The 25,768-nt window shown below is 68.0% G+C and carries 27 protein-coding genes; 17 read left to right on the top strand and 10 right to left on the bottom strand.

What is annotated here, in order from left to right; genetic code table 11:
• The coding region (locus RHOFW104R8_RS09690; RefSeq protein WP_068205430.1) for a gamma carbonic anhydrase family protein at positions 1-383 on the top strand (383 nt) is incomplete at its 5' end.
• Between the two features lie 11 nt (positions 384-394).
• Here RHOFW104R8_RS09690 and RHOFW104R8_RS09685 read toward each other — a convergent pair.
• Both RHOFW104R8_RS09685 and aroE read right to left on the bottom strand, forming a co-directional pair.
• On the bottom strand, positions 395-937 hold the full coding sequence (locus tag RHOFW104R8_RS09685; RefSeq protein WP_068093600.1) for an energy transducer TonB: 543 nt from the start codon (positions 935-937) through the stop codon (positions 395-397).
• A gap of 138 nt (positions 938-1,075) precedes the next feature.
• Complete coding sequence (gene aroE / locus RHOFW104R8_RS09680) at positions 1,076-1,906, bottom strand: shikimate dehydrogenase (protein ID WP_068093605.1); 831 nt, start codon at positions 1,904-1,906, stop codon at positions 1,076-1,078.
• Positions 1,907-2,030: 124 nt separating this feature from the next.
• Between aroE and RHOFW104R8_RS09675 the strand changes: the two genes are divergently transcribed.
• Entirely contained in the window at positions 2,031-2,288 is a 258-nt protein-coding gene (locus tag RHOFW104R8_RS09675; RefSeq protein ID WP_068094023.1) for a hypothetical protein, read from the top strand.
• 79 nt (positions 2,289-2,367) lie between these two features.
• On the opposite strand, the gene RHOFW104R8_RS09670 is transcribed toward RHOFW104R8_RS09675, so the two are convergent.
• The gene (locus tag RHOFW104R8_RS09670) at positions 2,368-3,855 is read right to left on the bottom strand and encodes a RimK family protein (RefSeq protein ID WP_068093608.1); all 1,488 of its coding nucleotides are present in this window, start codon (positions 3,853-3,855) and stop codon (positions 2,368-2,370) included.
• 198 nt (positions 3,856-4,053) lie between these two features.
• Between RHOFW104R8_RS09670 and RHOFW104R8_RS09665 the strand changes: the two genes are divergently transcribed.
• Entirely contained in the window at positions 4,054-4,587 is a 534-nt protein-coding gene (locus RHOFW104R8_RS09665; protein ID WP_068093611.1) for a GNAT family N-acetyltransferase, read from the top strand.
• A 9-nt stretch (positions 4,588-4,596) separates the two neighbouring features.
• Here RHOFW104R8_RS09665 and RHOFW104R8_RS09660 read toward each other — a convergent pair whose 3' ends face one another.
• Positions 4,597-5,286, bottom strand: coding sequence for a hypothetical protein (locus tag RHOFW104R8_RS09660; RefSeq protein WP_068093615.1), 690 nt, complete (start codon positions 5,284-5,286; stop codon positions 4,597-4,599).
• 111 nt (positions 5,287-5,397) lie between these two features.
• Between RHOFW104R8_RS09660 and RHOFW104R8_RS09655 the strand changes: the two genes are divergently transcribed.
• The 9 genes from RHOFW104R8_RS09655 to RHOFW104R8_RS09615 all read left to right on the top strand — a co-directional run bounded on the left by RHOFW104R8_RS09655 (position 5,398) and on the right by RHOFW104R8_RS09615 (position 12,756).
• Positions 5,398-5,562 carry an LPS translocon maturation chaperone LptM gene (locus tag RHOFW104R8_RS09655; protein ID WP_068093616.1) on the top strand — a complete coding sequence of 55 codons (165 nt, stop codon included), beginning with the start codon at positions 5,398-5,400 and terminating at the stop codon, positions 5,560-5,562.
• A 10-nt stretch (positions 5,563-5,572) separates the two neighbouring features.
• Positions 5,573-6,418 (top strand): diaminopimelate epimerase, encoded by an 846-nt coding sequence (dapF, locus tag RHOFW104R8_RS09650; protein WP_068093617.1) that lies wholly within the window; start codon positions 5,573-5,575, stop codon positions 6,416-6,418.
• 94 nt (positions 6,419-6,512) lie between these two features.
• Complete coding sequence (locus tag RHOFW104R8_RS09645; protein WP_068093619.1) at positions 6,513-7,205, top strand: DUF484 family protein; 693 nt, start codon at positions 6,513-6,515, stop codon at positions 7,203-7,205.
• 7 nt (positions 7,206-7,212) lie between these two features.
• On the top strand, positions 7,213-8,100 hold the full coding sequence (xerC, locus tag RHOFW104R8_RS09640) for a tyrosine recombinase XerC (protein WP_068093621.1): 888 nt from the start codon (positions 7,213-7,215) through the stop codon (positions 8,098-8,100).
• Positions 8,101-8,212: 112 nt separating this feature from the next.
• Positions 8,213-8,749 carry an ATP-dependent protease subunit HslV gene (gene hslV / locus RHOFW104R8_RS09635; protein WP_068093625.1) on the top strand — a complete coding sequence of 179 codons (537 nt, stop codon included), beginning with the start codon at positions 8,213-8,215 and terminating at the stop codon, positions 8,747-8,749.
• A 119-nt stretch (positions 8,750-8,868) separates the two neighbouring features.
• On the top strand, positions 8,869-10,209 hold the full coding sequence (hslU, locus tag RHOFW104R8_RS09630; protein ID WP_068093630.1) for an ATP-dependent protease ATPase subunit HslU: 1,341 nt from the start codon (positions 8,869-8,871) through the stop codon (positions 10,207-10,209).
• Positions 10,210-10,245: 36 nt separating this feature from the next.
• Complete coding sequence (locus tag RHOFW104R8_RS09625; RefSeq protein WP_068093635.1) at positions 10,246-10,869, top strand: hypothetical protein; 624 nt, start codon at positions 10,246-10,248, stop codon at positions 10,867-10,869.
• 194 nt (positions 10,870-11,063) lie between these two features.
• A complete protein-coding gene (gene rbsK, locus RHOFW104R8_RS09620) occupies positions 11,064-11,963 on the top strand; it encodes a ribokinase (RefSeq protein WP_068093638.1) in 900 nt (299 codons plus the stop codon).
• 4 nt (positions 11,964-11,967) lie between these two features.
• Positions 11,968-12,756 carry a hypothetical protein gene (locus tag RHOFW104R8_RS09615; protein ID WP_068093641.1) on the top strand — a complete coding sequence of 263 codons (789 nt, stop codon included), beginning with the start codon at positions 11,968-11,970 and terminating at the stop codon, positions 12,754-12,756.
• A 9-nt stretch (positions 12,757-12,765) separates the two neighbouring features.
• On the opposite strand, the gene RHOFW104R8_RS09610 is transcribed toward RHOFW104R8_RS09615, so the two are convergent.
• The 6 genes from RHOFW104R8_RS09610 to rpmH form a co-directional block, all read right to left on the bottom strand.
• The gene (locus RHOFW104R8_RS09610) at positions 12,766-13,095 is read right to left on the bottom strand and encodes a hypothetical protein (RefSeq protein ID WP_068093645.1); all 330 of its coding nucleotides are present in this window, start codon (positions 13,093-13,095) and stop codon (positions 12,766-12,768) included.
• A gap of 11 nt (positions 13,096-13,106) precedes the next feature.
• Positions 13,107-13,718, bottom strand: coding sequence for a DUF4124 domain-containing protein (locus RHOFW104R8_RS17360; protein ID WP_153021685.1), 612 nt, complete (start codon positions 13,716-13,718; stop codon positions 13,107-13,109).
• A 72-nt stretch (positions 13,719-13,790) separates the two neighbouring features.
• Positions 13,791-15,134 carry a tRNA uridine-5-carboxymethylaminomethyl(34) synthesis GTPase MnmE gene (gene mnmE / locus RHOFW104R8_RS09600; RefSeq protein ID WP_068093652.1) on the bottom strand — a complete coding sequence of 448 codons (1,344 nt, stop codon included), beginning with the start codon at positions 15,132-15,134 and terminating at the stop codon, positions 13,791-13,793.
• 189 nt (positions 15,135-15,323) lie between these two features.
• Positions 15,324-17,066 carry a membrane protein insertase YidC gene (yidC, locus tag RHOFW104R8_RS09595; RefSeq protein WP_068093654.1) on the bottom strand — a complete coding sequence of 581 codons (1,743 nt, stop codon included), beginning with the start codon at positions 17,064-17,066 and terminating at the stop codon, positions 15,324-15,326.
• A 64-nt stretch (positions 17,067-17,130) separates the two neighbouring features.
• On the bottom strand, positions 17,131-17,535 hold the full coding sequence (rnpA, locus tag RHOFW104R8_RS09590) for a ribonuclease P protein component (RefSeq protein WP_082823581.1): 405 nt from the start codon (positions 17,533-17,535) through the stop codon (positions 17,131-17,133).
• 29 nt (positions 17,536-17,564) lie between these two features.
• Entirely contained in the window at positions 17,565-17,699 is a 135-nt protein-coding gene (rpmH, locus tag RHOFW104R8_RS09585; protein WP_007510029.1) for a 50S ribosomal protein L34, read from the bottom strand.
• A 203-nt stretch (positions 17,700-17,902) separates the two neighbouring features.
• Here rpmH and dnaA point away from each other — a divergent pair, with 203 nt between their 5' ends.
• From dnaA to RHOFW104R8_RS09560, 5 genes are all read left to right on the top strand, one after another.
• A complete protein-coding gene (gene dnaA / locus RHOFW104R8_RS09580; RefSeq protein WP_068093655.1) occupies positions 17,903-19,237 on the top strand; it encodes a chromosomal replication initiator protein DnaA in 1,335 nt (444 codons plus the stop codon).
• A gap of 247 nt (positions 19,238-19,484) precedes the next feature.
• Positions 19,485-20,585 (top strand): DNA polymerase III subunit beta, encoded by a 1,101-nt coding sequence (gene dnaN / locus RHOFW104R8_RS09575; RefSeq protein ID WP_068093660.1) that lies wholly within the window; start codon positions 19,485-19,487, stop codon positions 20,583-20,585.
• An 81-nt stretch (positions 20,586-20,666) separates the two neighbouring features.
• Positions 20,667-21,761 carry a DNA replication/repair protein RecF gene (gene recF / locus RHOFW104R8_RS09570; protein ID WP_153021686.1) on the top strand — a complete coding sequence of 365 codons (1,095 nt, stop codon included), beginning with the start codon at positions 20,667-20,669 and terminating at the stop codon, positions 21,759-21,761.
• 95 nt (positions 21,762-21,856) lie between these two features.
• The gene (gyrB, locus tag RHOFW104R8_RS09565) at positions 21,857-24,292 is read left to right on the top strand and encodes a DNA topoisomerase (ATP-hydrolyzing) subunit B (RefSeq protein ID WP_068093665.1); all 2,436 of its coding nucleotides are present in this window, start codon (positions 21,857-21,859) and stop codon (positions 24,290-24,292) included.
• A 173-nt stretch (positions 24,293-24,465) separates the two neighbouring features.
• Positions 24,466-25,755, top strand: coding sequence for a tetratricopeptide repeat protein (locus tag RHOFW104R8_RS09560; protein WP_407071436.1), 1,290 nt, complete (start codon positions 24,466-24,468; stop codon positions 25,753-25,755).
• Positions 25,756-25,768 lie beyond the last annotated feature (13 nt).

Here is a 25,768-nt window from a genome sequence, read left to right as displayed (position 1 = left end):
TCCGCGTCGGCGCGCGGACCAGCATCCAGGACGGCGCCATCGTGCACGTCGCCCATGCCGGCCCGTACGGGCCGGGCTACCCGTGCCTGATCGGCGAGGGCGTCACCATCGGCCACGCCGCGGTGGTGCACGCCTGCAGCATCGGCGACTACTGCCTGATCGGCATGCACGCCAGCGTGCTGGACGGCGCGGTGGTGATGAAACACGGCTTCGTCGGCGCCGGCGCGCTGGTGCCCCCGGGCAAGGTGGTCGGCGAACGCGAGCTGTGGCTGGGCAACCCGGCGAAGTTCGTGCGCCTGCTCAGCGACCGCCAGATCGAGCAATTGCACTACTCGGCCGACCACTACGTGCGGCTGAAGGACGAATACCTGGCGTCCGCCTGATCGCCCGGCGATCACATCCCCCCGCCGTTCGCCCGGCGGATGCGTTCGGCTTCCGCCTCGTGCTGCCGTGCCTCGATTTTGCGCGCGGCGGAAAGCTTGCCGCCGAGCAGGGCCAGCGTGAAATTGTCGCGATCGAACTCGCGCAACAAGTCGATCTCGCGGCGCGCTTCGTCCAGACCCTTCTGGTTGATGGTGCGCTCGATCTCCTCCGAGGCCTGCGGGAACGATTCGCGCAGGGCCTCGTTGGCGGACTTGTTGCTCGGCTCCAGCTGCAGCACGCTGAGGTAGAACTCGAATGCATTGCTGCCGGCCGGCGCGACCAGCCGCCCGTCATGCATCGCGTCGCGGGCCAAGCCGAGCAGGATTGCGGTGCCGCTTTGCGCGTCGTCGCCCGGCGCAGCCGCGGAGCCGGCCGTTGCGGGCCCGGCCACGTTCAATGCGGCATTCGCCGTCGCCCGGGTGTACCAGAAGACCCCACCGGCGGCAGCCAGCAGGAACAGACAGACGAGCGCGATCGCGTATCGGTGCGATACGGCGGAAAGAAAGCGGGGCATGACACCTGCTGCGCAAACCGATGCCGCGCGCTGGAGCTTCCGTCATCGGCGCGCTCCCGGCGGATGGCGGCACCTTAGCGGCGGCACATTGCAGTTATGTGGCGACGCCGCGGCGGCCAACCCCGCGGGCCGGCGCGCTCACGCCGCCCGCTGGCGCAGCGACTGGAACACCGGCTCGGTATCCGGCCGCCGGCCGTGCCACAGTTCGAACGCATCGGCGGCGGTTTCCACCAGCATGCCGAGGCCGTCGACCGCATAGCGGGCGCCGGCCGCCTGGGCCCAGGCCAGGAAGCTGCCGGCCGCCGCGCCGTAGGACAGGTCGTAGCACAGCGCGCGCGCGCCGACCAGCGAGAACGGCAGCTGCAGCGCCATGCCCAGCACGCCGGCCGAGGTGGCGTTGACGATCAGGTCGTAGCTGCCGATATCGGCGAGGTCTTCCCAGTAGCGCGTATGCGCCCGCAGCGGGTCGCCGATCGCGTCGGCCAGCACGTCGGCCGCCACCGGCGAACGGTTGGCGATGGTCAGCGTTTCCACGCCGGCATCCAGCAGGTTCCACGCCACGCCGTGCGCGGCGCCGCCGGCGCCCAGCAGCAACGCGGTATGGCCGCGCAGGTCCAGGTCGTGGCGTTCGGTGATGTCGCGCACCAGGCCGGCGCCATCGGTGTTGTGCGCGGCCAGCCGGCCGGCGGCCAGCGGGGTCAGCACGTTCGCGCTGCCGGCGCGGGTGGCCGCCACGCTGCGCTGGTCGGCCAGCGCGAACGCGGCGGCCTTGTGCGGCAGGGTGACGTTGGCGCCGCGGCCGCCGCCGGCGAAGAAGCGGTGCACCGCCGCGGCGAAATCGGCCGGCGCCGCGTCGATCGCGCGGTACTCCAGATCGATGCCGAACTGCCGCGCGAACGCCTGGTGGATCAGCGGCGACAGCGAGTGGCCGATCGGATGGCCGAACACGGCGAACTGGGCGGCTGGCATGAAGAAAAATTCCCCGGTGGTTGCTGGCGCCCATTCTACGTGGGGGCCTGCCGCAAAGGGGGTCGCAGCCGGTGAGATGGCGGCGCGCCAGCCTGCGCTCACCCATCACGACGAAACCACCGCCATGCGCATTCAAGCCTTGCCTCCCGCCCACCATCAACGCCTGCTCGGCGTCGCCGTGCTGTGGCTGCTGGGCGGCGGCGCCTTGCTGCTGAGCACGCTGGTGCCGGCGCACACCGACCTGCTCGGCTGGACGCCGGCGTTCTGGCTGGTCGGCGCGCCGCTGGTCGTGCTGCTGGCGCTGGAGCCGGCGCTGCCGCGGCAGCTGCTGGCGCTGTGCCGGCCCCGCCGGCGCATGGTCCGCGGCGTGGCCTGGCATTAGAGCAACCCCTCGCCTGAAGGACTCCCTTCGGTCGCCCAGCCCTCCCGCAGCTCTGCCAGGGAGGGCGCAGGCGTGCCGGTCAGTGGGTGGTGCCGACCTGGCGCTTGCGCTCCATCCGGCGCAGGAACTCCTGCATGATGCGCAGGTACAGCTCGTCGCCCAGATGGGCATCCTCGACGCCGGCGTCGACCGACGGGTTGTCGTTCACCTCGATCACCACCGGCTTGCTGCCGACCTGCTTCAGGTCGACGCCGTAGAGGCCGTCGCCGATCGGCTGGGTCGCCCTCAGCGCCAGCTTCACCACCTCGGCCGGCGCATCCTTCAGCGCGATAGTCTCGAAGCCGCCGGACTTCGCGGTGCCCTTGGCGCCGTGGTTGTAGATCTGCCAGTGGCCACGCGACATGTAGTACTTGCAGGCGTACAGCGGCTCGCGGTTGAGCACGCCGACGCGCCAGTCGAACTCGGTGTAGACGTATTCCTGCGCCAGCAGCAGCGCGCTGTGCTGGAACAGGCTGCTGGCCGCCTGCGCCAGCGATTCCTCGTCCTCGACCTTGACCACGCCGCGCGAAAACGAGCCGTCGGGGATCTTCAGCACCAGCGGAAAACCGAGCTTGGCGACGACTTCCTTCATGCCCTTGCTGTCGTCGCGGTAGAGGATCTCGGTGCGTGGCACCGCCAGCTTGCGCGAGACCATCAGGTCGTTGAGGTAGATCTTGTTGGTGCAGCGCAGGATCGAGCTGGGGTCGTCCATCACCACCATGCCTTCCTTCTCCGCGCGGTGGGCGAAGCGGTAGGTGTGGTTGTCGCTGGCGGTGGTCTCGCGGATGAACAGGCCATCGTACTCGGCCAGGCGCTGGTAGTCGTTCTTGCCGATCGGGTCGACCTCGATGCCGAGCTCCTTGCCCGCGGCGATGAAGGACTTCAGCGCCTTGCGGTTCGACGGCGGCATCTGCTCCTTCGGATCGACCAGCATCGCCAGGTCGTAGCGGAATTGCCGCCGCGCGCGCGGCTTGCGCCACAGCTTGCGCGAGAAGCGATCGAGCTCCTCGGCGAAGGCGTCCTCCTGCGCATCGACCAGGGTATGCAGGCCCACTGGCTTGATCGAGCTGACCTGCCACACGCGGTCGCGCTCGAACTCGATGCGCAGCAGCGGGCAGGGGAACATTTCGAACACCTGCCGCGCCAAGTCCTGCAGCGCCGGGTAGGCGGTCTCGCCGAAGTACACCAGGATGCCGAAGTCGGTGGTGTCGCGACCGCCGGCGGGCAGGAAGTGGGTGAGTTTCTGGTTGAGGTCGTCGATGTCCAGGCCGTACAGCGAACGCCGGCGCAGGTCGTTCACCGTGCGCACCGAGGGCATCACGCGGTGCCCGCGCGCTTCGGCCAGCAGCGACACGTAGTAGCCGGTGCCTAGGTACTTGTAGCTGCGGCACAGGTTGATCACCTGGGTGCGCTCATTGTCGCCGCCGACCGGGGTGCGCAGATAATCCATCGCGCTCATCACGTCGACGGAGGGGTAGTACGAAGCCCAGTCGGAGGCTTTTTCAACAACGATGACCAGACGGGCCATGACACCACCCAGACGATGCGGCACTAGCAGGGGAAATCCCGCGCGAAGCGCGGCGGGACAGGCAGGGGTCGAAGTTTGGCACAGCGTGGGCGTGGCACAAGGGAAAGCGCTGAAGCGTGAATGAATGGACCCCGGCGCGCCCGCCCGCGGGCGCCGGCGGCGCTGCGCGAAGGGCGCGCCGGCTGCTAGAGTCCGCGCGTGCCGACCATTCCCATACCCTCGTCCCCCGAGCACGCGCGCCGCCCCGCACCGGAGCCTGCCCGCCTGCCCGCCACGTCCGCCGGCGTGCGCGTACGCCGCGCCGACACCACCGACCTCGACGCCCTGGTCGCGATGGAGCAGCGCAGCTTCAGCAGCGACCTGCTGAGCCGCACGCAATACCGCCGCCACCTGGACAGCGATTCCGCGCTGGTGCTGGTGGCCAGCGACGGCCACCAGCACGTGCTCGGCGCGGCCGTGCTGTTCTTCCGCAAGGGCAGCGGCGTGGCGCGGCTGTACTCGCTGGCCACCCTGCCCGAGGCGCGCGGCCGCGGCATCGCCGCCGCGCTGCTGGAGGCCGCCGTGGCGGCCGCCCGCCGCCGCGGCTGCCGTGCACTGCGGCTGGAAGTGCGCACCGGCAACGCCGCCGCGATCGGCCTGTACGAGCGGCGGGGGTTTCGCCGCACCGGCCACCAACCGGGCTACTACGAGGACGGCGAAGACGCCTGGCGCTACGAGAAGCCGCTGGACTGAGCGCCCGGCTCAGCCGCCCAGCGGCTGTCCGATGCGCCGCTCGGTGGCCTCGTCCGGCCGCGCCACCAGCGCGCCGGTGCGCATCAGGCTGACGCTGTAATGGCCCTGGTCGACCAGCGGCAGGAAGGCGCCGCTGCCGTAGACAGTGTCGACCTCGGGCAGCCAGCGCGGATACTGCTTTTTCAGGTCGAGCAGGTCGAACGCGCCGGCTTGGCCGAAGCCGACCACCGTGCGCGGCGCCGTGGCCTCCTGCGCGGGATCGTCGTAACGGCCGGACAGCCGGTCGAGCCGGTACAGCGGCGGCACGCCGGCCAGCAGGGCGGGCAGTTTCCACTTCAGCACCACTGCCTCGAGGCGCCAGTCGTCGCCGGCCAGCGGCACCTGGCGAGTGCTGCCGTCGGGCCAGTTGAGGGTGAGCACCCAGCGCTGCGGCGACAGGATGCGTGCGTCGATCTCCACCACCGGCGCCTCCTCGCCGAGCAGCCGGTAGCCGCGCAGCGCATAGCCGGCACCGGCCAGCAGCAGGGTCAGCGCGAAACAGGCCAGGCACAGCAGCGCGCGCCAGCCGGCGGCGAGCGGGCGGCCGCCGTGCAGGCGCTGGCGCAAGGCCACCAGCTGCGCCAGGGTGAGCAGCGCGAAGGCCGCCGCCAGTATCAGCAGCACGGTCATCGGCATGCGCAGCAGCGCGCTCCAGTCCATCGCGGTTACCTCATCGCCTCGTCGGGCAATTCATCCGCGCATCATAACGGGCGCTGCCGCAGCCGCGCCGGCGCGGCTCGCTATACTGCGGGCGTCCACAGGAAACCCGCCATGCGCCGATCCCTCTTGCTGCTGCCGTTCTGCCTCGCCATCGCCACGCTCGCCGGTTGCGGCAACAAGGGCCCGCTGGTGCTGCCGACCCAACCCGCCGCAGCCTCGACCACGGCGAAACCCGCCGCGCCAGCGCCGCCGGCCAGCGCCGGCAACCCGCGCTGATCGCCCGGCCATGCCACTGCGATTCTCCAAGATGCACGGCATCGGCAACGACTTCGTCGTGCTGGATTGCCGCCATCGCCCGTTCGCGCTGGACGCCGCGCAGATCCGCGCGCTGGCCGACCGCCACACCGGCGTGGGCTTCGACCAGCTGCTCAGCGTCGAGCCGGCGCGCGACCCGGCCTGCGCGTTCTACTACGGCATCTGGAACGCCGACGGCTCGCCGTCCGGCCAGTGCGGCAACGGCGTGCGCTGCGTGGCGGCGTGGCTGCATCGCGCCGGTGCGCTGGCGATCGGCGACGACGTGCGGATCGAGAGCCCGTCCGGCCCGGTGACGGTGCGCCTGCTCGGCGCCGACGAGGTCACCGTGGACATGGGCGAGCCGGTGTTCGAGCCGGCGCGGATTCCGTTCGCGGCCGACGCGCCGGCGACGCATTACCCGATCGCCGTGGGCGGCGACACGCTGCAGATCGGCGCAGTGTCGATGGGCAACCCGCACGCCGTGATGGCGGTGCACGACTTGGCCGACCCCGCGCTGCAGCGGCTCGGCCCGCTGCTGTCCGGCCACGAGCGTTTCGCGCAGGGCGCGAATGCCGGCTTCGTGCAGCGGCTCGACCGCGGCCACCTGTGCCTGCGCGTGCACGAGCGCGGCGCCGGCTGGACGCTGGCCTGCGGCACCGGCGCCTGCGCCGCGATGGCGGTGCTGCACCAGCGCGGCGACGTCGGCGACACGGTGGCGGTCGAGCTGCCCGGCGGCAGCCTGCGCATCGACTGGGCCGGCCCCGGCCATACGTTGTGGATGACCGGTCCGGCCGCGTTCGCGTTCGAGGGCGAGTGGCCGGTTCCGGCCGCCGCCTGACGGGGCGGTTGAAGCGCGCCCGCGTCCATCGCACACTCCAGCCGGACGGCGCGCCTCCTTCGTGCGCCGCGCAACGGTTCGAGGACATTCGCGCATGACCGCCACCCTGCTCGACGACGCCACCCAGGCCCGCGTGGTTGCCGCCTACCTGAAGCGCCATCCGGAATTCCTCAGCGAATACCCGGAGCTGGCCGCCAAGCTGACCATGCCGCCGCGCGAGCAGGGCGGCGCGGTGTCTTCGCTGGCGGTGTACCAGCTGCAGAGCCTGCGCGACAAGAACGCGGAACTCGAACGCCAGCTGGCCGAGCTGATCGGGATCGCCGCCGAGAACGAGAAACTGATGGAACGCGTGCACGCGCTCACCGTGGCGCTGCTGCGCGCGAGCACGACGGAGGTCACCGCGCGCACCGTGGTCGCCAGGCTCAGTGCGGATTTCCATACCGAACAGGTGCGCCTGCTGCTGTTCGGCGACCAGCCGCCGCTGCCGCGCGCCGACTGGCTGCAGCAGGTCGCCGGCGGCATGGCCGCGCTGCCGGAGTTCGCCGAGTTCCTGCGCAAGAACGAACCGGTCTCCGGCCGGCTCTCCGCCGAGAAGCTCGCCCGCCTGTTCGGCGCCGATGCCGGGCAGATCCGCTCGGCCGCGCTGATGTGCCTCGGCGACTGCGGCATGCTGGCGATCGGCAGCACCGACCCGGACCGCTTCCAGCCCGGCATGGGCACGCTGTTCCTGAAAATGATCGCGGCCACCATCACCGCCGCGCTGGCCCGCTCGCGGGATATCGCCTGAGCCGGCCATGACGCCGGCACAACAGGTCGAGCGCTGGCTCGCCCGCCTCGCCGACGAGCGGCACGCCTCGCCGCACACGGTGGCCGGCTACCGCCGCGACCTGGCCAAGCTGCTGCGCTTCATGCAGGAGCAGCGGCTGGCGGCGTTCGACGCGCTGGACGCGAACCGGATGCGCACGTTCGTCGCCGGCGAGCACCGCGCCGGCCTGGCGCCGAAGAGCCTGCAGCGCCTGCTGTCCTCCTGCCGCAGCCTGTTCCGCCAGCTCGGCCGCGAAGGCGCGCTGGCGAGCGACCCGTTGCTCGGCGTGCGCGGCCCGAAGGTGCGCCGCAAGCTGCCGCAGGTGCTCGACGTGGACGAGGCCACCGCGCTGGTCGAGACCGGCGGCGACGGCGCGCTGGCCACGCGCGACCGCGCGATGCTGGAGCTGTTCTATTCCAGCGGCCTGCGCCTGTCCGAGCTGTGCGGCCTGCGCTGGCTCGCCCTCGACCTCGACGAGGGCGAGGTGCGCGTGCTCGGCAAGGGCGGCAAGACCCGCATCGTGCCGGTCGGCCGCCACGCCGTCGCCGCGCTGCGCGCACTCGGCGCGGAACACGGCATGCCGGCGGACGGCCCGGTGTTCCCCGGCCGCGGCGGTGCGCCGATCAACCCGCGCACGGTGCAGCTGCGCATGAACAAGCTGGCGCTGCAGCAGGGCATCCCCAAGCACATCCACCCGCACCTGCTGCGGCATACCTTCGCCAGCCACATGCTGGAATCCTCCGGCGACCTGCGTGCGGTGCAGGAGCTGCTCGGCCACGCCGACATCGCCACCACCCAGATCTACACCCACCTGGACTTCCAGCACCTGGCCAGGGTGTATGACGCCGCGCATCCGCGGGCGAAACGCAAGCCGTGACCGCCGTGCCCCCTCCCCTGTCATGCAGGGGGAGGAGCCAAAGCCCGCGACATTGAAGCCCCACCCCCGCGGCCCCATCTCCTGCGTTCAGACATCTTCCCGCGGAGCTCCCATGGAATCGTTCCACGCCACCACCATCGTCTGCGTGCGTCGTGAAGGCCGCGTCGTGATCGGCAGCGACGGCCAGGTCACGCTCGGCAACACGGTGATGAAAGGCAATGCGCGCAAGGTGCGCCGGCTGGGCAAGGCGGGCGAGGTGGTGGCCGGGTTCGCCGGCGCCACCGCCGATGCGTTCACCCTGTTCGAGCTGTTCGAGCAGAAGCTCGAGAAGCACAACAACAACCTCACCCGCGCCGCGGTGGAAATGGCCAAGGAATGGCGTACCGACCGCCGCTTCGGCCGGCTCGAGGCGATGCTGGCGGTGGCCGACTGCGAGGCGTCGCTGCTGATCTCCGGCAACGGCGACGTGGTGGAGCCCGAGCACGGCCTGATCGCAATCGGCTCCGGCGGCCCGTTCGCCCAGTCCGCGGCGATGGCTCTGCTCGAGAACACCGAACTGGACGCGCGCACGATCGTCGAGAAGGCGCTGAAGATCGCCGGCGACATCTGCATCTACACCAACCACAACGTGTCGATCGAAGAGCTGTAAACCGCCTCGGTCCATCGTCATCCCGGCGAAAGCCGGGACCCAGCGCCTGTAACCGCGACCACACTGGATCCCGGCTTTCGCCGGGATGACGGCCAAAGCCCCATCTTTCTGGTGAACCCATGTCCGAACTCACCCCCCGCGAAATCGTCAACGAACTCGACCACTACATCATCGGCCAGCACGACGCCAAGCGTGCGGTGGCGGTGGCGCTGCGCAGCCGCTGGCGGCGCATGCAGCTGGCGCCGCAGATGCGCAACGAGATCACGCCGAAGAACATCCTGATGATCGGCCCCACCGGCGTGGGCAAGACCGAGATCGCGCGGCGCCTGGCGACGCTGGCCAACGCGCCGTTCGTGAAGGTGGAGGCGACCAAGTTCACCGAGGTGGGCTACGTGGGCAAGGACGTGGAGTCGATCATCCGCGACCTCGCCGACGTAGCCTACAAGCTCACCCGCGAGCAGGCGGCCAAGCGCGTGCGCTCGCAGGCCGAGGACCGCGCCGAGGACCGCATCCTCGACGCGCTGCTGCCGCGCCGGCAGACGCCGGGCGACTGGAGCCACGACCATGCCGCCGCGCCGGCGATCGACAGCGACACCCGCCAGAAGCTGCGCAAGCAGCTGCGCGAGGGCGCGCTGGACGAGCGCGAGATCGAGCTGGATTTCGCCATGAACGTGGGCGTGGAGATCATGTCGCCGCCGGGCATGGAGGAGATGGGCGCGCAGCTGCGCCAGATGTTCCAGAACCTGGGCGGGGCCAAGACGCAGAGCCGCAAGCTCGCGATCAAGCTGGCGCGGCCGCTGCTGATCGACGAGGAGGCCGGCAAGCTGCTCAACGATGAGGAGGTCCGTGCGCAGGCAGTGGAAGCCGCCGAGCAGAACGGCATCGTCTTCATCGACGAGATCGACAAGGTGGCGCAGCGCTCCGACTACGGCCACTCCGGGGTCAGCCGCGAGGGCGTGCAGCGCGACCTGCTGCCGCTGGTGGAAGGCTCCACCGTGTCGACCAAGTACGGCCCGATCAAGACCGACCACATGCTGTTCATCGCCTCCGGCGCGTTCTCGCTGGCCAAGCCGTCCGACCTGATCCCCGAGCTGCAGGGCCGCCTGCCGATCCGGGTGGAGCTCTCCGCGCTCAGCGTGGACGACTTCAAGCGGATCCTGCGCGAGCCGCACAACGCGCTGACCAAGCAGTACGTGGCCCTGCTCGGCACCGAGGGCGTCACCATCGAATTCACCGACTCGGGCATCGACCGGCTGGCCGAGGTGGCGTTCCAGGTCAACGAGCGCACCGAGAACATCGGCGCCCGCCGGCTGCACACGGTGATGGAGCGGCTGCTGGAGAAGATTTCCTTCGAGGCGGCGGACAAATCCGGCGAAAAATACCTGATCGACGCCGAACAGGTAGACATAAACCTAAGAAAACTGGCCCAGGACGAAGACCTCAGCCGCTACATTCTGTAAACAAGCCGGCGACCCCCGTCTGCTAAAATAGACACCGTGAACAACGTTATTGAACTGAAAAACACCGGCCAGCGCGCCCAGTTGCGCGAGGCGCAGCAGAAGCAGACGCTGGTGCGGTTGTGGCGCGAGGAGCTTGAGCACGGCAGCTTCTGCGGCTACGTGGGCGGCGTGGGACGCGAGTTCTTCCTGCTTTGGGTGGTCGGCGACGGCATCACCTACGACGGCATGTACGTGATGCGCCATCGCGACGTCACCGAACTGGAAGCGCCGGACAAGCACCACGCCTTCATGGAGAAGGCGCTGGCGCTGAAGCGCATCCTGCCGCGGATGCCGCGCGGCTTCCCGCTGGACGGCATCCGCGAGGTAATCCAGGCCGCCGGCGCCCAGGCACCGGTGATCGGCGTACACGTGGACAGCGAGGACGAGTCCGAGGTCTGCTACATCGGCCGCCTGATCGACGTCGAGGAAGACGGCTTCAATCTGCAGGAACTGAGCCCCGACGCGGAGTGGATGCGCGAGCCCTCGTTCTTCGCCTGGGACGAGGTCTCCACCGTCAGCCTCGAGGACAGCTACGCGCAGTCCCTGCTCGCCGTGGCCGGTCCCGCGCCGGCCCTGCTGCCCGGCGACGCCGGCGGCATCGGCCGCGTACCCTCGCCCTGAGCTTCCCCTCTGCTTGAGCTCCGCTCCCTCCCCTGCAACGCAGGGGAGGGCTGGGGCGGGGTCGCTCTTGGCATCAAGCCCGCGTCAAGCGCGGCCCGCCTGCGCACCACATCGACCGTTTCGACCCAGACACGCCAGCGGTTAAGCTCGCACATCCACAGTGAAGCCAGCGCGTCATGGGAGGGGAGCAACAGATGTCGCGCATCGTCGTGGTCGGCAGCATCAACATGGATCTGGTCACCCAGGCGCCGCGCTTCGTCGGCCCCGGCGAGACCATCCTCGGCGAGCGCTTCCTCACCGTGCCCGGCGGCAAGGGTGCCAACCAGGCGGTAGCCGCTGCCCGGCTGGGCGCCGAGGTGGCCCTGGTCGGCGCCACCGGCGGCGACGCCTTCGGGAAACAGCTGCGCGTCGGCCTCGCCGCCGAGGGCATCGGCCTGGATCACGTCGTGCAACTCGCCGACAGCGCCAGCGGCACCGCCTCGATCACCGTCGCCGGCGGCGAGAACCAGATCATCGTGGTGCCCGCCGCCAACGCGCGCGTCACGCCCGCGCAGGTCGAAGCGGCGCAGTCGCTGATCGCTCGCGCCGACGCCGTGCTGGTGCAGATGGAAATCCCGCTTGAAACGGTGGAAGCCACCCTGCGCCTGGGCCACCGCCTCGGCGTGCCGGTGATCCTCAACCCCGCCCCCGCACAGAAGCTGCCGACCGACTGGCTGCAACTCGCCCGCTACCTCACCCCGAACCAGCACGAGCTCGCCATCCTGCTCGGCGCCGATCCGGCCGAGGATTTCCGCAGCCTGATGCAACGTTCGCCCTGTCCCGTCGTGCTCACCCGCGGCGGCGAAGGCGCCTGGTACCGCGAGCAGGGCAAACCGCTCCACCAGCGCGGCTTCAAAGTCGACGTGGTCGACAGCACCGGCGCCGGCGACACCTTCAACGCCGCGCTGGCGGTGTTCCTGCACGAAGGCCTGCCGCAAGCAGTGCGCAAGGCCTGCGCCGCCGCCGCGCTGTCGGTGACCAAGCTGGGCGCGCAGGGCGGTATGCCTCGACTTAGCGAAGTTCAATCGCTGCTGATACAGCAAAAGCTTGGTTGATTGCTTGGCCGCCACCCTGCGCGCCATGTCACCGCAGCAGCTGCTGGAATACCAGAACGCGCTGTCCAGCGTGAATACGTCGAACGATCCCGAGGCGGCCCTGGCCAATCGCGCGACGCTGAACCGCATCACGGGGCGCCTGCAGGGGCTCTCCCGCGGAGATGCCGGCAACGGCATGCCGATGATGGGCGGCATGGGCATGGGCACGGGCGGCGTACCGGGCGCCGCGGGCGGCACGGGCGGCTTCAGCACGAAGGATCTGATTACCCTGCACGGGCAGCAGCAAAAAGCCGGCGTGGACGCGGCGCGGCTCGGTATCGAGAAGGACAATGCGGATCGCGCAGCCGCTGCGCAGAAGCAACAAGCGTTCAAAGATTACGAGGATCAATACACCCGGAACGGGACAATGGACCCGTCAGGCAACCTGGCATCGCGGCAGCTGTTCGGGAGCATGCCCGAGCCCGGCGCGTCCGATGCCGAATGGAAAACCTACCTAGCCAGCGACAAGGGCAAGTTTGCCCAGCAGGCGCTCGATGCACAAATTTCCCAGTCGGACGGCGCGAATAGCGGCGCGTCACTCGGCACACTGCGTTTCGGTAATGATCCCAACAACTTCACGGTCGGCACGCCGAACTCGCTACTCCCCGACGACGAAGCGCGTAAGCCCTGGTATAACGTGAGCGGATGGGCAGGGCGAAACCGCTTCCCCAATCCGTATTACAACACCGCAAATGTCAGTAAGCTGCGGCGGTTGAGCACCCTGGTCGCGCCGTTGGAGGCAGAGAATGAATAGGGGGCTCCATCAGTACCCATAAGGGCTACTGTCGCGCGTCTGCGGGGCTGAATAGTGTTGGGGGAAAACCCAATCAAAAAGAGCGCCCGCCAGCGCAACGAGTAGCATCAAACCCACCAGCACAAGTACGATTTTCTTGGTGCGTCGGAGCCATGTCGCTGCGCAGCTCTTCATCGTATCGCGCGCCAATTCCTGCGCACGCAGTTGGATGTACTTGGCTTGTCGCGCGACGTTGTCGGCCCCGGGCATCTCGGCACCGACCTTGATCCACAGCGCCTGGTCGAGCTGGCCGCCGGCGACTTCGGACGCCGCGGTCTGGTAGTAAACCTTGTCAGTCATCGTGTCGCTCCTTAGTGGCACTCTACAAAGCCGCCGACATCTTGGCACCATTGACCCGTCGCTGCGTTGAACTTTGGTGTCATCTGCGCCGCTTGCTGCGCAGCCTCCTGCTGCATGCGCGCTACCTGCTGCGCAGCATTTCGCTGCCGTAGTTGTTCTTCGTACGCGTTTTGCTGCCGATCCTCTTCGTCTAGCAGCACTCGGTTCTGCGCGCTCAGTTGCGCGTTCCGATCCGCCAAGCCGGCTATGGCGGCTTGGCGGGATTCTTCGGCGTTCGTTACCGCGTCCTGCTGCTGAGCGACATATTGCTGCTGCATGCGCTGGACGCGATTCTGCAGGTTGGGCAGAAGTCCTTTGAGCTTCGCAAAAGACGTTGCGTCACCGAAGCGCCCCTGGCGAAGCAGATAGTTCAGCGTATCAATGTCCTGATGGCGCTGCGCGGCGGCGACTTCGCCTGGCGTTATTTGAAGGACGGGTTTTGATTTATGCCCCGGGCACGGCTCGCTGCTGAATATCGTATCGCCGGACGGGCCCGCGCATTTGTATATGTCAGAGGCGCGGCTTGCAGGAACGAATACCAGCATCGAAACACCTGCAACGAAGCAAATGACGCGCGTACGCATGGTTCCTCCCGTCGCCCCCTGGCTTCTGATATTTCCGGCCGGTAACCCCCCACCGACTTGCGGAGAGTAAACCTATTTCCCGATGCAGAACGAACTGAAGATCGCGCCGAGCAGGTCGTCGCTGCTGTAGCTGCCGGTGATTTCGCCCAGTGCGTGCTGGGCTTGGCGCAGTTCCTCGGCGGCGAGTTCGCCGGCGCGGGTGGTGGCGAGGATGGTGGCGGTGCGATCGAGATGCGCGCCGACCTGCTGCAGCGCGAGCACGTGACGGCGACGCGCGCTGAAGGCACCTTCGCCGCTGCCAGCGCCGGCCAGCTGCTTGAGGTGTTCGCGCAGGGCGTCGAGGCCTTCGCCGGTTTTCGCCGAGGCCCACAGCCAGGTCGCGCCGTCGCGCTCTTCGCGACGCGCAGCGATGCCGGCGAGGTCGATCTTGTTGATCAGCGCCACGCGTTCGGCGCTGGCGGGCAGGGCGTCGAAGAACGCGAGGTCGGCTGCGTAGTCGGCGGCAGTGGTGACCAGCAGGGCGACGTCGGCGCGCTGCAGTTCGCCGTGGGCGCGGCGCACGCCTTCGCGTTCGACTTCGTCTTCGGTGTCGCGCAGGCCGGCGGTGTCGGCCAGTTCCAGCGCGATGCCGTCGAGGCTGAGCGATTCGCGCAGCACGTCGCGGGTGGTGCCGGGAATCGCGGTGACGATGGCGCGGTCGCTGCCGGCCAGCGCATTGAGCAGGCTGGACTTGCCGGCGTTGGGGCGGCCCACGATGGCCACCTTGAGGCCATCATTCAGGCGCAGCCCGCGTTGCGCCTCGCGCAGGAGCTCGGCCAGTTCGGCGCGCAGGCTTTCGAGTCGTGCCGCGATCGCCGGGTCGGCGAGAAAGTCGATTTCCTCCTCCGGAAAGTCGATCGCCGCCTCGATGTGCACGCGCAAGCCGACCAGCGCCTGCAACAGCGTCCCGACCTTGCGCGAGAACACGCCTTCCATCGACTGCAGCGCGGCGCGCGCACCGGCCTGCGAGCGTGCCGCGATCAGGTCGGCGACGGCTTCGGCCTGGGCCAGGTCGAGCTTGCCGTTGAGGAAGGCGCGCTCGGTGAATTCGCCGGGACGCGCCAGCCGTGCGCCGAGCTCGCAGCAGCGTCGCAGCAGCGCGTCGAGCAGCACCGCGCTGCCGTGCCCCTGCAGTTCCAGCACGTGTTCGCCGGTGTACGAGGCGGGGGCGGGGAAGTGCAGCAGCAGGCCGCGATCGAGCAGCGCGCCGGCGGCGTCGCGGAACGCGGCGAAGTGTGCATGGCGCGGCTGCGGCGCGCGGCCGAGCAGGGCCTGCGCGATCGCCGGCACCGCCGGCCCCGACACGCGCAGCACGCCCACACCGGCCGCACCCGGAGCGCTGGCGATGGCGGCGATGGTGTCGGTGGGGCAATTCATGGCATCAGCGTAAACGAAGACGGCCGCGGCGGTTGCCCGGCACGGCCGCTTTAATTGAAAGTGCAGCCAGGGATGGCTGCCCACTTGACTTTCGCGATCAGGATGATCGCAAAGGTTTCCCTTGGGGTGCGGCCAGGGATGGCCGCCCGTTTGATTCTCGCGATCAGGGACGATCGCAGGAATCACGCATCAGGCGGCCTGGGGCTTGGCCGCGTCCTCGCGGTCGACGTGATGGGTGATCCACCACTGCTGGCCCAGACCGACGATGCCGTTGACCGCGTAGTACAGGCACAGGCCGGCGGGGAAGAAGGCGAACATCACCGTGAACAGTAGCGGCATCACCTTCATCATCTTCGCCTGGGTCGGGTCCATGCCCGCGGCGACCGGGTTCAGCCATTGCGTGCCCAGCATCACCAGCGCGTAGATGACCGGCAGGATGTAGAACGGATCGGGTGCGCTGAGGTCGGGGATCCACAGGAACGGCGCGTGGCGCAGCTCCAGGCTGTACTCGAGCACGAAGAACAGGCCGTAGAACACCGGCAGGGTGATCAGCACCGGCAGGCAGCCGCCCATCGGGTTGACCTTCTCCTTCTTGTACAGCTCCATCATCGCCATCTGCATCTTCTGCTTGTCGTCGCCGTAGCGCTCCTTGAGCGCTTGCACGCGCGGCTGCAGCTTGCGCATGCGGGCGCTGGAGCGGTACTGCATGGCGGTGAGCTTCCAGCTCAGGCCCTTGATCAGCAGCACCAGCAGGATGATCGCTACGCCCCAGTTCTTCGTGATGGCGTGGAACTGCGACAGCACCCAGTGCATCGGCACGGCGATGATCTTGAACATGCCGTAGTCGATGGTCAGATCCAGCCCCGGCGCGATCGCGTCCAGCGTGCCCTGCACGTTCGGGCCCACGTACAGGCGCGACTGGCTGGTGAGGCTCTGCCCCGGCGCCACGCTGAGCGCGGGGCCGACGGTGCGGATCAGGTAGCGCGGGTGCGCACTGTCCGGGTTGAGGGTCTGGGTGACGTAGTGTTCGGTCTGCCCGGCCGGCGGAATCCACGCGGTGACGAAGTACAACTTCAGCATCGCCGCCCAGCCGCCCTTGATATCGGCATCGAGCCGGTCCTTCGGCTCGGCGAAGTTCTTGAACGGCAGCTTCTCGAATTTCTCGCCGGTGTACCAGGCCGCGCCCTGGAAGCTGCGCGTCTCCGGATCGGTATAGTTCTTCAGCCAGCTGCCCGCTTTCGGCGGCTCGACCCGCAGCAACTGCTGGTAGGCGTTGCCCTGCCAGGCAGTGGCGCCGCCGTTGTCGATGCGCTGGCTCACCCCGATCACGTAGCTGCCGCGCTTGAACGTATAGGTCTTGGTGACCTTGAGGCCGGCGGCGTCCTGCCAGGTGAGGTCAACCTTCAGTTCGTCCTGGCCGTCGGCCAGCGTATAGGCAGTTTTCTCGGCGTGGAACAGCGCCAAGTGGTTCGGCTGGTCCGCCGAGGCGCTGTCGCTGCTGCTGACCAGGCCGTTCTGGGCCACCGCGTAGTGCGCGTCGTCGCTGGACAGCAGCACGGTCGGCGGCGGGTTCGGCGCCTTGTGCGTGCGCGGCGCCTGCGGGTAGGCGAGCAGGTCGGCGTGCACCAGGCTGCCGCCGCGGGTATCCACCGCGAGCTTCAGCACGTCGGTGGTGACGGTGACCAGCTGCGCCGTCGCCGGCGCGGCCCGACCACTGTCGCCGGCGATCGCCGGGGTGGCGGCGGCTGAAGCGGTTGCGCCCGGGATGGCGCCGGGCACGCTGCCGTCGGCCGGCGTCGCGGCCGTGCCGGCGGCGGCGCTGGCCGCCACGGCCGGCGGCGGGTTGGGCGCGTAGTCCTTCTCCCAGGCCAGGAACAGGAGGTAGGCCACGGCCAGCAGGGCGAACATGAGGAAGGTGCGCGTTTGATTCATCGCGTAGCAGATCCGGGTAACGCCACGACACTTGTCAACGCCGCGGAGACGGGAGGAATGAAGATCAGCGTTCGATTGTGCGGGTGTCGCCGGCGGGCTTCAATGGCCCGGAGGTCGCGGCATGGTTCGCCAGCAACTTCTTCCACAGGCCATCGAGCTCGGCCAGCAGCTGCGGCCCCGGCACGCCGGCGGCCTGCTCGCGCGCCATCACCATCATATCGACCGCCGGCAGCTGGTGACGAATGCGCCGGAATGACTCCCGCAGCAGCCGCTTGATCCGGTTGCGCTCGACCGCACGCTTGGAGACGCGCTTGGATATCGCCAGGCCGAGCCGGGCATGGCCGAGGTCGTTGTCGCGGTAGCGCATATGAAAACAGCGGCCGCCTGCGCGTCCGCTGCTGGTCCGCAAGGCGGCGAAGTCACCCGGCCGACGCAGCCGCGCTTCGCGCGGCAGACCGGCGGTGGACATGGCACCCGTCCCCAATACTGGATCGGTGTTTACGGGATCAGGCGCTTGCGGCCCTTGGCGCGGCGCGCGTTGAGGACTTTGCGGCCGTCGGCGGTGGCCATACGGGCGCGGAAACCGTGCGTGCGTGCGCGCTTGAGCTTGCTGGGCTGGAAGGTCCGCTTCATGGCTTACTCCGAAGGGAATGTGGATAAAAAGGTTGGAAAGTATGTGGGGTAGCCGCCGCCGCTGTCAAATGGCGCCACATGGCGGCCTGTGCATGTCCTGTGGATAGCGGTGTGGATATGTGGACGGCGAGGGCGGTCGGGCTGCTGCTAGACTAGTCCGTCCCGTGCGCGCAAGCGCCCAAAAGCTGTGGCTGATTTTATCCATGAGTGATCTGTGGCGGCGCTGCCTTGAGCGCCTCGAAGGCGAGCTGAGCGCCGAAGACCTGCACACCTGGCTGATGCCGCTGCAGGCGCGCGAGGATGCCGACGGCCTGCAGCTGTTCGCGCCGAACCCTTACACCCTGGACACCGTGCGCGAACGCTACCTGGAGCGGATCGGCGCCGTACTGCAGCAGCTGGGCGGCAAGCCCTGTCCGGTGCGGCTGGAAGTCGGGTCGAATTCGCCACGGCCGGCACCGACGGCCAGGCCGGCCGCCGCGCCCGCGGCCCGGCTTGCCAGCGCCCCGGCGCCGGCGTTCAGCCACAACCTGGACCCGCACTACACTTTCGAGACCTTCGTCGAGGGCAAGTCGAACCAGCTCGGCAAGGCCGCCGCGATGCAGGTGGCGACCAACCCCGGCCGCGCCTACAACCCGCTGCTGCTGTACGGCGGCACCGGCCTGGGCAAGACCCACCTGATGCACGCCGCCGGCAACCTGATGCGCGAGCGCAACCCGGACTGCAAGGTGTTGTACCTGCGCTCGGAGCAGTTCGTCGGCTCGATGATCGAGGCACTGCGCGCCAAGAGCATGGACCAGTTCAAGCAGCGCTTCCGCTCGGTAGACGCACTGCTGATCGACGACATCCAGTTCTTCGCCGGCAAGGACACCACGCAGGAGGAGTTCTTCCACACCTTCAACGCGCTGTTCGAGTCCAAGCAGCAGATCATCCTCACCTGCGACCGCTACCCGAAGGAAGTGGACAAGCTGGAGCCTAGGCTGAAATCGCGGCTGGGCTGGGGCCTGTCGGTGGCGATCGAGCCGCCGGATTTCGAGACGCGCGCGGCGATCCTGCTGGCCAAGGCACACGACAAGGGCGTAGCGGTGGACGAGCACGTGGCGATGCTGCTGGCCAAGCGCATCCGCTCCAACGTGCGCGACCTCGAGGGCGCGCTGAACACGCTGGCGGCGCGGGCCAACTTCTACGGCAAGCCGATCACCACCGACTTCGCCGAGGAGACCCTGCGCGACCTGCTGGCCACGCACGCCCAGGCGATCACCATCCCGAACATCCAGAAGATCACCGCCGAATACTTCAACGTGCGGCTGCAGGACCTGCTGTCCAAGCGGCGCGTGCGTTCGCTGGCGCGGCCGCGGCAGATCGCGATGACCCTGTCCAAGGAACTGACTGAACACAGCTTGCCGGAGATCGGCGAAGCGTTCGGCGGACGTGACCACACCACCGTGATGCACGCCTGCAAGACGATCCGCAAATTCATCGAGACCGACGCGCGGATGCGCCAGGACTGGGAGCAGCTGATCCGCACGCTGACCGGCTGAAACCGGCCGATGCGCAAAGTTTATGGATAAGCGGGAGGCCAAGCTGTGGATAATGGGTGGATGGAATCGCATCGGAAGTTATCCACAAACCGCCCACCGGCAGCCCGCCGTTCCAGACACACCCGTATCATCGTTCAATTATTTGATTATCAAACAAAAAATACGATATAAATCTTATCCACCGAACCAACAACAACCACTAAACTTCTTTTAAAGACAGAACAGCAGGTATAGGGGAAGCACAGCCATGCAATTCAGCATCCAGAGAGAAGCCCTGCTCAAGCCGCTGCAGCAGGTGGTGGGCGTGGTGGAGCGCCGGCAGACCCTGCCCGTGCTGGCCAACCTGCTGGTCAAGGTGGGTCATGGGCGGCTGTCGCTCACCGGCACCGACCTCGAGGTGGAGATGATGGCTACCGCCGAGGCCGAGAAGCCGGCCGACGGCGAGATCACCATCCCCGCGCGCAAGCTGTTCGACATCGTGCGTGCCCTGCCCGACGGCGTGCGGATCGACGTGAAGCTCAACGGTGACCGCGTGGCGCTCAGCGCCGGGCGCAGCCGCTTCACGCTGACCACCCTGCCGGCTGCCGAATTCCCCACCATCGACGAGATCGAGTTGGTGGAAAAGGTGAGCTTGCCGGAGGAGGTGCTGCGCGACCTGATGGAGCGCACCGCCTTCGCGATGGCGAACCAGGACGTGCGCTATTACTTGAACGGCATGCTGCTGGACCTGCAGGAACATACCTTGCGCTGTGTGGCCACCGACGGCCATCGCCTGGCGATGAAGGAAACCCAGCTGCAGAGCTCGGTGAGCACGCGCCGGCAGATCATCATCCCGCGCAAGGGCGTCAACGAGCTGGTCGGCCTGCTGGAGACCGGCGAGGGCCAGGTCGAGCTGGAGTTCGGCCGCAACCACCTGCGCGTGCGCCGTGGCGATGTGGTGTTCACCTCCAAGCTGATCGACGGGCGGTTCCCGGATTACGAGGCAGTGATCCCGCTGGGCGCGGACAAGACCGCCACGATCAATCGCGAGGTGCTGCGCGGGGCCCTGCAGCGGGCTGCGATCCTGTCCAACGAAAAGTACCGCGGCGTGCGGCTGGAACTCTCGCCGGGCAAGCTGCGCATCGTGGCGCATAACCCGGAGCAGGAAGAGGCCGTGGAAGAGGTCGAGGCCGACACCCACGTCTCCGACCTGGCGGTCGGCTTCAACGTGGGCTACCTGCTCGATGCGCTGTCCGCGCTGCGCGGCGACCAGGCCCGGCTCAGCCTGCGCGACGCGCAGTCGAGCTGCCTGGTGCAGGAGCACGACAACGAGCACGCCCGCCACGTGATCATGCCGTTGCGGCTCTGACATTCGCTGCATGGCCTGCGTACGGGGCGGTGGACAAGGGCAACGCCGGGGCGTCCGCGAGGACCCCCGGCGTTGCCGTTTATGGGAACTGCGCCCGTGAGGCTGGAGCAGTTGCGGGTGCGCGGGCTGCGTTGCCTGGGCGAAGTCGGCGTGGCGCTGGATCCGGCGCTCAACGTGTTCACGGGCGCCAACGGTGCAGGCAAGACCAGCGTGCTGGAAGCAGTATTCCTGCTCTCGCACGCCCGCTCGTTCCGCAGTGGCGCGAAAGAGGCGTTGTTGCAGCGGGGCGCTTCACAGCTGTCGATTTTCGCCGAGTTGCGCCATGCGGACGGGCGCGTCGGCCGGGTGGGCCTGGGCCGCGACGGCGTGCGCTGGGAAGCCAAGCTGGACGGCGCGAACGTGGCGATCGGCCAACTGGTGCGCGAGTGCGCGGTGGTCTGCTTCGAGCCGGGGTCGCATGCGCTGATCGCCGGTGCGGCGGAGGAACGCCGCCGCTACCTGGACTGGGGCGTGTTCCACGTGGAACACGAATTCCTGGCCGGCTGGCGTCGCTACCAGCGCGCGCTCAAGCAACGCAACAGCCTGCTGCGTTCCGCCACGCCGGGCGATGACGATTTGTTCGCGCCGTGGGAGATCGAACTCGCCCAGTCCGCGCAGCAGATCGACCAGCAGCGTGGTGCCTACCTGGATCTGCTGAAACCAAAGCTGCTTGCCAGCATCGGCGGCCTGCTGCCGGAACTGGGGGCGCTCGAGCTGCGATATCGCCGCGGCTGGCCGGAGGAGCAGGACCTGGCCCGGCAGCTGCGCGAGCAGCGGGGCAGGGATCTGGCCCGCGGGCATACCACGCTGGGCGCGCACCGGGCCGACTGGTCGATCGCGTTCGAGCATGCGCCGCTGCGCGAGCATTTGTCCCGCGGCCAGGAAAAGCTCACGGCGCTGGCCTGCATGCTGGCCCAGGCCGAGCTGTATGCCGAACACCGCGGCGAATGGCCGATCGTCTGCCTGGACGACCTCGCCTCCGAGCTGGACCAGGCCCATCAGGCGGCAGTGGTCGCCCAGCTGGCTGCAGCCCGGGCGCAGGTTCTGCTGACCGGCACGGAGTTGCCGCAGGCTTTGCAGGGTCTGCCGGCTCGTGTGTTCCACGTGGAACAAGGCGAGCTGACGCGCCTGCTATAATCAGCGGGTTGCATCTCCACCAAAGGGCATAACCCTGTCCGGCCTTTCACGGCGCCGCGTCGGGCGGGTTGCTGGCGCCAGGAAACGGTCGACGCATGAACGAACCCATCAACGAATCGCATTACGACTCCAGCAACATCAAGGTCCTGAAGGGCCTGGAGGCGGTGCGCAAGCGCCCTGGCATGTACATCGGCGACACCGATGACGGCACCGGCCTGCACCACATGGTGTTCGAGGTTGTCGACAACGCGATCGACGAGGCGCTGGCCGGCTACTGCGACAAGGTGGTGGTCACCATCCTCGATGACGGTTCGGTCAGCGTCAGCGACAACGGCCGCGGCATCCCGGTCGACATCCACCCGGAGGAGGGCCGTTCCACCGCCGAGGTGGTGATGACGGTGTTGCACGCCGGCGGCAAGTTCGACGCGAATTCGTACAAGGTCTCCGGCGGCCTGCACGGCGTGGGCGTGTCGGTGGTGAATGCGCTCAGCGATCACCTTTGGCTGACCATCCATCGCGACGGTCACGAATACCTGCAAGAGTACGCGCTCGGCGAGCCGCTGTACCCGTTGAAGCAAGTCGGTCCGTCGTCCAAGCGCGGCACCCTGGTGCGCTTCCTGCCCAGCCCGGCCACGTTCACCAGCAACATCGACTTCCACTACGAGATCCTGGCCAAGCGCCTGCGCGAGCTGGCCTTCCTCAACTCCGGCGTCACCATCGATCTGAAGGACGAGCGCGGCGAAGGACGCCAGGACACGTTTGCCTACGAGGGCGGCATCCGTTCGTTCGTGCAGCACCTGGCCCAGCTGAAGACCGCGCTGCACCCGAACGTGATCAGCCTGACGGCGGAGCAGGACGGCATCGTGGTGGAGGTGGCGATGCAGTGGACCGACTCCTACCAGGAGACGATGTTCTGCTTTACCAACAACATTCCGCAGCGCGACGGCGGCACCCACCTCACCGGCTTCCGCGCCGCGCTGACCCGCTCGCTGCAGAACTACATCGAGAAATCCGGCCTGGCCAAGAACGCCAAGGTGGGCGCGCTGTCCGGCGACGACATGCGCGAAGGCATGATTGCGGTGCTGTCGGTGAAGGTGCCCGACCCGAAGTTCTCCTCGCAGACCAAGGACAAGCTGGTTTCGTCCGAGGTCAAGACCGTGGTCGAGCAGGTCGTCAACGAAAAGCTCGGCGAGTTCCTGCTGGAACACCCGAACGAGGCCAAGGCGATCGCCTCCAAGGTGGTCGATGCCGCGCGCGCGCGCGAAGCTGCGCGCAAGGCCCGCGAGATGACCCGGCGCAAGGGCGCGCTGGACATCGCCGGCCTGCCGGGCAAGCTGGCCGACTGCCAGGAGAAGGACCCGGCGCTGTGCGAGCTGTTCCTGGTCGAGGGTGACTCCGCCGGCGGCTCCGCCAAGCAGGGCCGCAACCGCAAGACCCAGGCCGTGCTGCCGCTGAAGGGCAAGATCCTCAACGTCGAGAAGGCGCGCTTCGACCGCATGCTGGCCTCGGCCGAGGTGGGCACCCTGATCACCGCGCTCGGCACCGGCATCGGCAAGGACGAGTACAACCCCGACAAGCTGCGTTACCACCGCATCATCCTGATGACCGACGCGGACGTCGACGGCTCGCATATCCGCACCCTGCTGCTGACCTTCTTCTACCGGCAGATGCCGGAGCTGATCGAGCGCGGCCACATCTACATCGGCCTGCCGCCGCTGTACAAGGTGAAGCAGGGCAAGCAGGAGCTGTATATCAAGGACGACACTGCGCTGAACGACTACTTGATCTCCAGTGCGGTCGACAACGCCGCGCTGACCTACAACCCGGACGCGCCGCCGATCGCCGGCGAGGCGCTGGAAAAGCTGCTGCGCGGCTACCAGCACGCGCTGGACCAGATTGCCAAGCTGGCACATCGCTTCGATGCCGCCGTGTTGAACGCCCTGCTTGAACACACGCCGATGGCGCCGGCGCTGTGGGCCGATTCGCTTGCGATGCAGGCGTGGCTCGACGGCGCCACCCAGCGCCTGGCCGCCAGCGGACTGGGCAAGCCGCATTACCGCATGTCGCTGCGCCCGGCTCACGGCGAGCAGCCGGCCGCGATCGAGGTGGTGAAGGAACAGCACGGGCTCAGCCATACCTGGTTGCTGCCGCAGCCGTTCTTCGCCAGCAACGAGTTCCGCCCGCTGCTGGCGATCAGCCAGCAGATCGCCGGCATGATCCAGCCCGACGCCGTGGTGCGCCGCGGCAACGCCTCGCGTGGCGTGCTCAGCTTCCTCGACGCCCGCAACTGGTTGCTGGACGAGGCCAAGAAGGGTCGCAGCATCCAGCGCTTCAAGGGCCTGGGCGAAATGAATCCGGAGCAGCTGTGGGATACCACGGTGAACCCGGACACCCGGCGCATGCTGCAGGTCGGCATCGAGGACGCCATCGCGGCCGACCAGATGTTCTCGATGCTGATGGGCGAGGCGGTCGAACCGCGCCGCGATTTCATCGAGGCGAACGCGCTGAAGGTGGCCAACCTGGACATCTGACCATGCACACCGGCGCGCAGGCCGCGCCGATGTCCGGGATGGCGATCAAGTAATTGATTTTTAACGAGCTTTGATGCGGCAGTGCAACTTGTTATCGCTTGCCGGCTCGGGTTATCCTCCACAATTCCCCCGCGTCAATCGATCGATACGCGCAGACAGAAACGAGGATCACCATGAAGCATGCCCGAGGGTTAACCATGCTGGCCGGCGTTGCGCTGTTGCTCGGCGTGGCCAGCAGCCCGGCGCTGGCGCGCAAGAGCGATGACGCCAAACCCAAGAAGGAAGTGCTGTATCCGAACGCGACCCGCGTCGAGCCGAAGCTCGACCTGACCAGCGAGAAGGACCAGAAAAACCTCAACGCCGGCCTGGACGCCGTCAACGAGGGCGACAAGGCCAAGGCCGAGCAAGTGCTGCAGCCGATCATCGACGGCAGCAAGAGCAAGTACGCCCAGGCGCTTGCCCTGCAGGGCATGGCCAGCCTGCATTACAACGACGGCGACACCAAGGGTGCGATCGCCTCGCTGCAGCGCTCGCTGGCGCTCGGCGTGATGCCGAACGATACCTATTTCCAGCTGATGTACATGCTGGCGCAGTTCCAGATGGCCGACGAGCAGTACCAGCCCGCGCTGGACACGATCACCAAATGGCGCGCCGAGGGCAAGAAGGAAACCGCCGACTCCTACGCGCTCGAGGGCAACGCCGACTATCGCCTCAACAAGTATCCCGAGGCGATCGCCGCGATCACCAAGGCCAAGTCGCTGACCGACAAGCCGCAGCCGACCTGGGACCAGATCCTGATGGCCAGCTACTCCGAGTCCGGCCAGAACGACAAGGCCGCCGCGCTGGCGCAGAGCCAGCTCGGTGCCAACCCGGATGACCCGAACGCGCTCAACAATGCGGTGGCGGTGCTGACCCAGGCGCAGAAGTACCCGCAGGCGATCCAGATGCTGGAAAGTGCCCGCGCCGCCGGCAAGCTCACCAAGGACACGCAGTACGTGAACCTGGCCAAGCTGTACCTGATCACCGGCCAGGACAGTGCCGACCCGGCGCCGAATGCGACCAAGGCCGGCCAGGTGCTCGAGGAAGGCATCAGCAAGGGCGTGGTCAAGGCCGACGCGGATACCTACGTGCTGCTCGGCCAGTCGGCCGAACTGGCCAACAACACCGGCAAGGCGATCGACTACTACAACAAGGCCGAGCCGACCGCCACCGACGGCGAGCCCGCGTTGCGCAGCGGCCGCCTTCTGCTGAGCGAGAACAAGTACAGCCAGGCCAAGACCCTGATCCAGCGGGGCATCGACAAGGGCGTCAAGCACAAGGGCACGGCATACATGCTGCTGGCCGAGGCCGAGCGCGGGCTGAAGAACAAGCCGGGCGCGATCGACGCCATGAAGAAGGCGGCCCAGGATCCCGAGACGGCCGCGAAGGCCAAGGCATGGCTGCAGAAGAGCGGTGCGGGTTGATCCGCACCGCTGC

Source organism: Rhodanobacter sp. FW104-R8, from assembly GCF_001617365.1.
Classification (GTDB): domain Bacteria; phylum Pseudomonadota; class Gammaproteobacteria; order Xanthomonadales; family Rhodanobacteraceae; genus Rhodanobacter.
This window is presented reverse-complemented; position numbering and strand designations above follow the sequence as displayed.

Coding starts and splice junctions, on each gene's coding strand:
- RHOFW104R8_RS09685 (WP_068093600.1), bottom strand. CDS start 937: ATGCCCCGCTTTCTTTCCGCCGTATCGCACCGATACGCGATCGCGCTC.
- aroE (WP_068093605.1), bottom strand. CDS start 1,906: ATGCCAGCCGCCCAGTTCGCCGTGTTCGGCCATCCGATCGGCCACTCG.
- RHOFW104R8_RS09675 (WP_068094023.1), top strand. CDS start 2,031: ATGCGCATTCAAGCCTTGCCTCCCGCCCACCATCAACGCCTGCTCGGC.
- RHOFW104R8_RS09670 (WP_068093608.1), bottom strand. CDS start 3,855: ATGGCCCGTCTGGTCATCGTTGTTGAAAAAGCCTCCGACTGGGCTTCG.
- RHOFW104R8_RS09660 (WP_068093615.1), bottom strand. CDS start 5,286: ATGGACTGGAGCGCGCTGCTGCGCATGCCGATGACCGTGCTGCTGATA.
- RHOFW104R8_RS09655 (WP_068093616.1), top strand. CDS start 5,398: ATGCGCCGATCCCTCTTGCTGCTGCCGTTCTGCCTCGCCATCGCCACG.
- dapF (WP_068093617.1), top strand. CDS start 5,573: ATGCCACTGCGATTCTCCAAGATGCACGGCATCGGCAACGACTTCGTC.
- RHOFW104R8_RS09645 (WP_068093619.1), top strand. CDS start 6,513: ATGACCGCCACCCTGCTCGACGACGCCACCCAGGCCCGCGTGGTTGCC.
- xerC (WP_068093621.1), top strand. CDS start 7,213: ATGACGCCGGCACAACAGGTCGAGCGCTGGCTCGCCCGCCTCGCCGAC.
- hslV (WP_068093625.1), top strand. CDS start 8,213: ATGGAATCGTTCCACGCCACCACCATCGTCTGCGTGCGTCGTGAAGGC.
- hslU (WP_068093630.1), top strand. CDS start 8,869: ATGTCCGAACTCACCCCCCGCGAAATCGTCAACGAACTCGACCACTAC.
- rbsK (WP_068093638.1), top strand. CDS start 11,064: ATGTCGCGCATCGTCGTGGTCGGCAGCATCAACATGGATCTGGTCACC.
- RHOFW104R8_RS09610 (WP_068093645.1), bottom strand. CDS start 13,095: ATGACTGACAAGGTTTACTACCAGACCGCGGCGTCCGAAGTCGCCGGC.
- RHOFW104R8_RS17360 (WP_153021685.1), bottom strand. CDS start 13,718: ATGCGTACGCGCGTCATTTGCTTCGTTGCAGGTGTTTCGATGCTGGTA.
- mnmE (WP_068093652.1), bottom strand. CDS start 15,134: ATGAATTGCCCCACCGACACCATCGCCGCCATCGCCAGCGCTCCGGGT.
- yidC (WP_068093654.1), bottom strand. CDS start 17,066: ATGAATCAAACGCGCACCTTCCTCATGTTCGCCCTGCTGGCCGTGGCC.
- rnpA (WP_082823581.1), bottom strand. CDS start 17,535: ATGTCCACCGCCGGTCTGCCGCGCGAAGCGCGGCTGCGTCGGCCGGGT.
- rpmH (WP_007510029.1), bottom strand. CDS start 17,699: ATGAAGCGGACCTTCCAGCCCAGCAAGCTCAAGCGCGCACGCACGCAC.
- dnaA (WP_068093655.1), top strand. CDS start 17,903: ATGAGTGATCTGTGGCGGCGCTGCCTTGAGCGCCTCGAAGGCGAGCTG.
- dnaN (WP_068093660.1), top strand. CDS start 19,485: ATGCAATTCAGCATCCAGAGAGAAGCCCTGCTCAAGCCGCTGCAGCAG.
- recF (WP_153021686.1), top strand. CDS start 20,667: ATGGGAACTGCGCCCGTGAGGCTGGAGCAGTTGCGGGTGCGCGGGCTG.
- gyrB (WP_068093665.1), top strand. CDS start 21,857: ATGAACGAACCCATCAACGAATCGCATTACGACTCCAGCAACATCAAG.
- RHOFW104R8_RS09560 (WP_407071436.1), top strand. CDS start 24,466: ATGAAGCATGCCCGAGGGTTAACCATGCTGGCCGGCGTTGCGCTGTTG.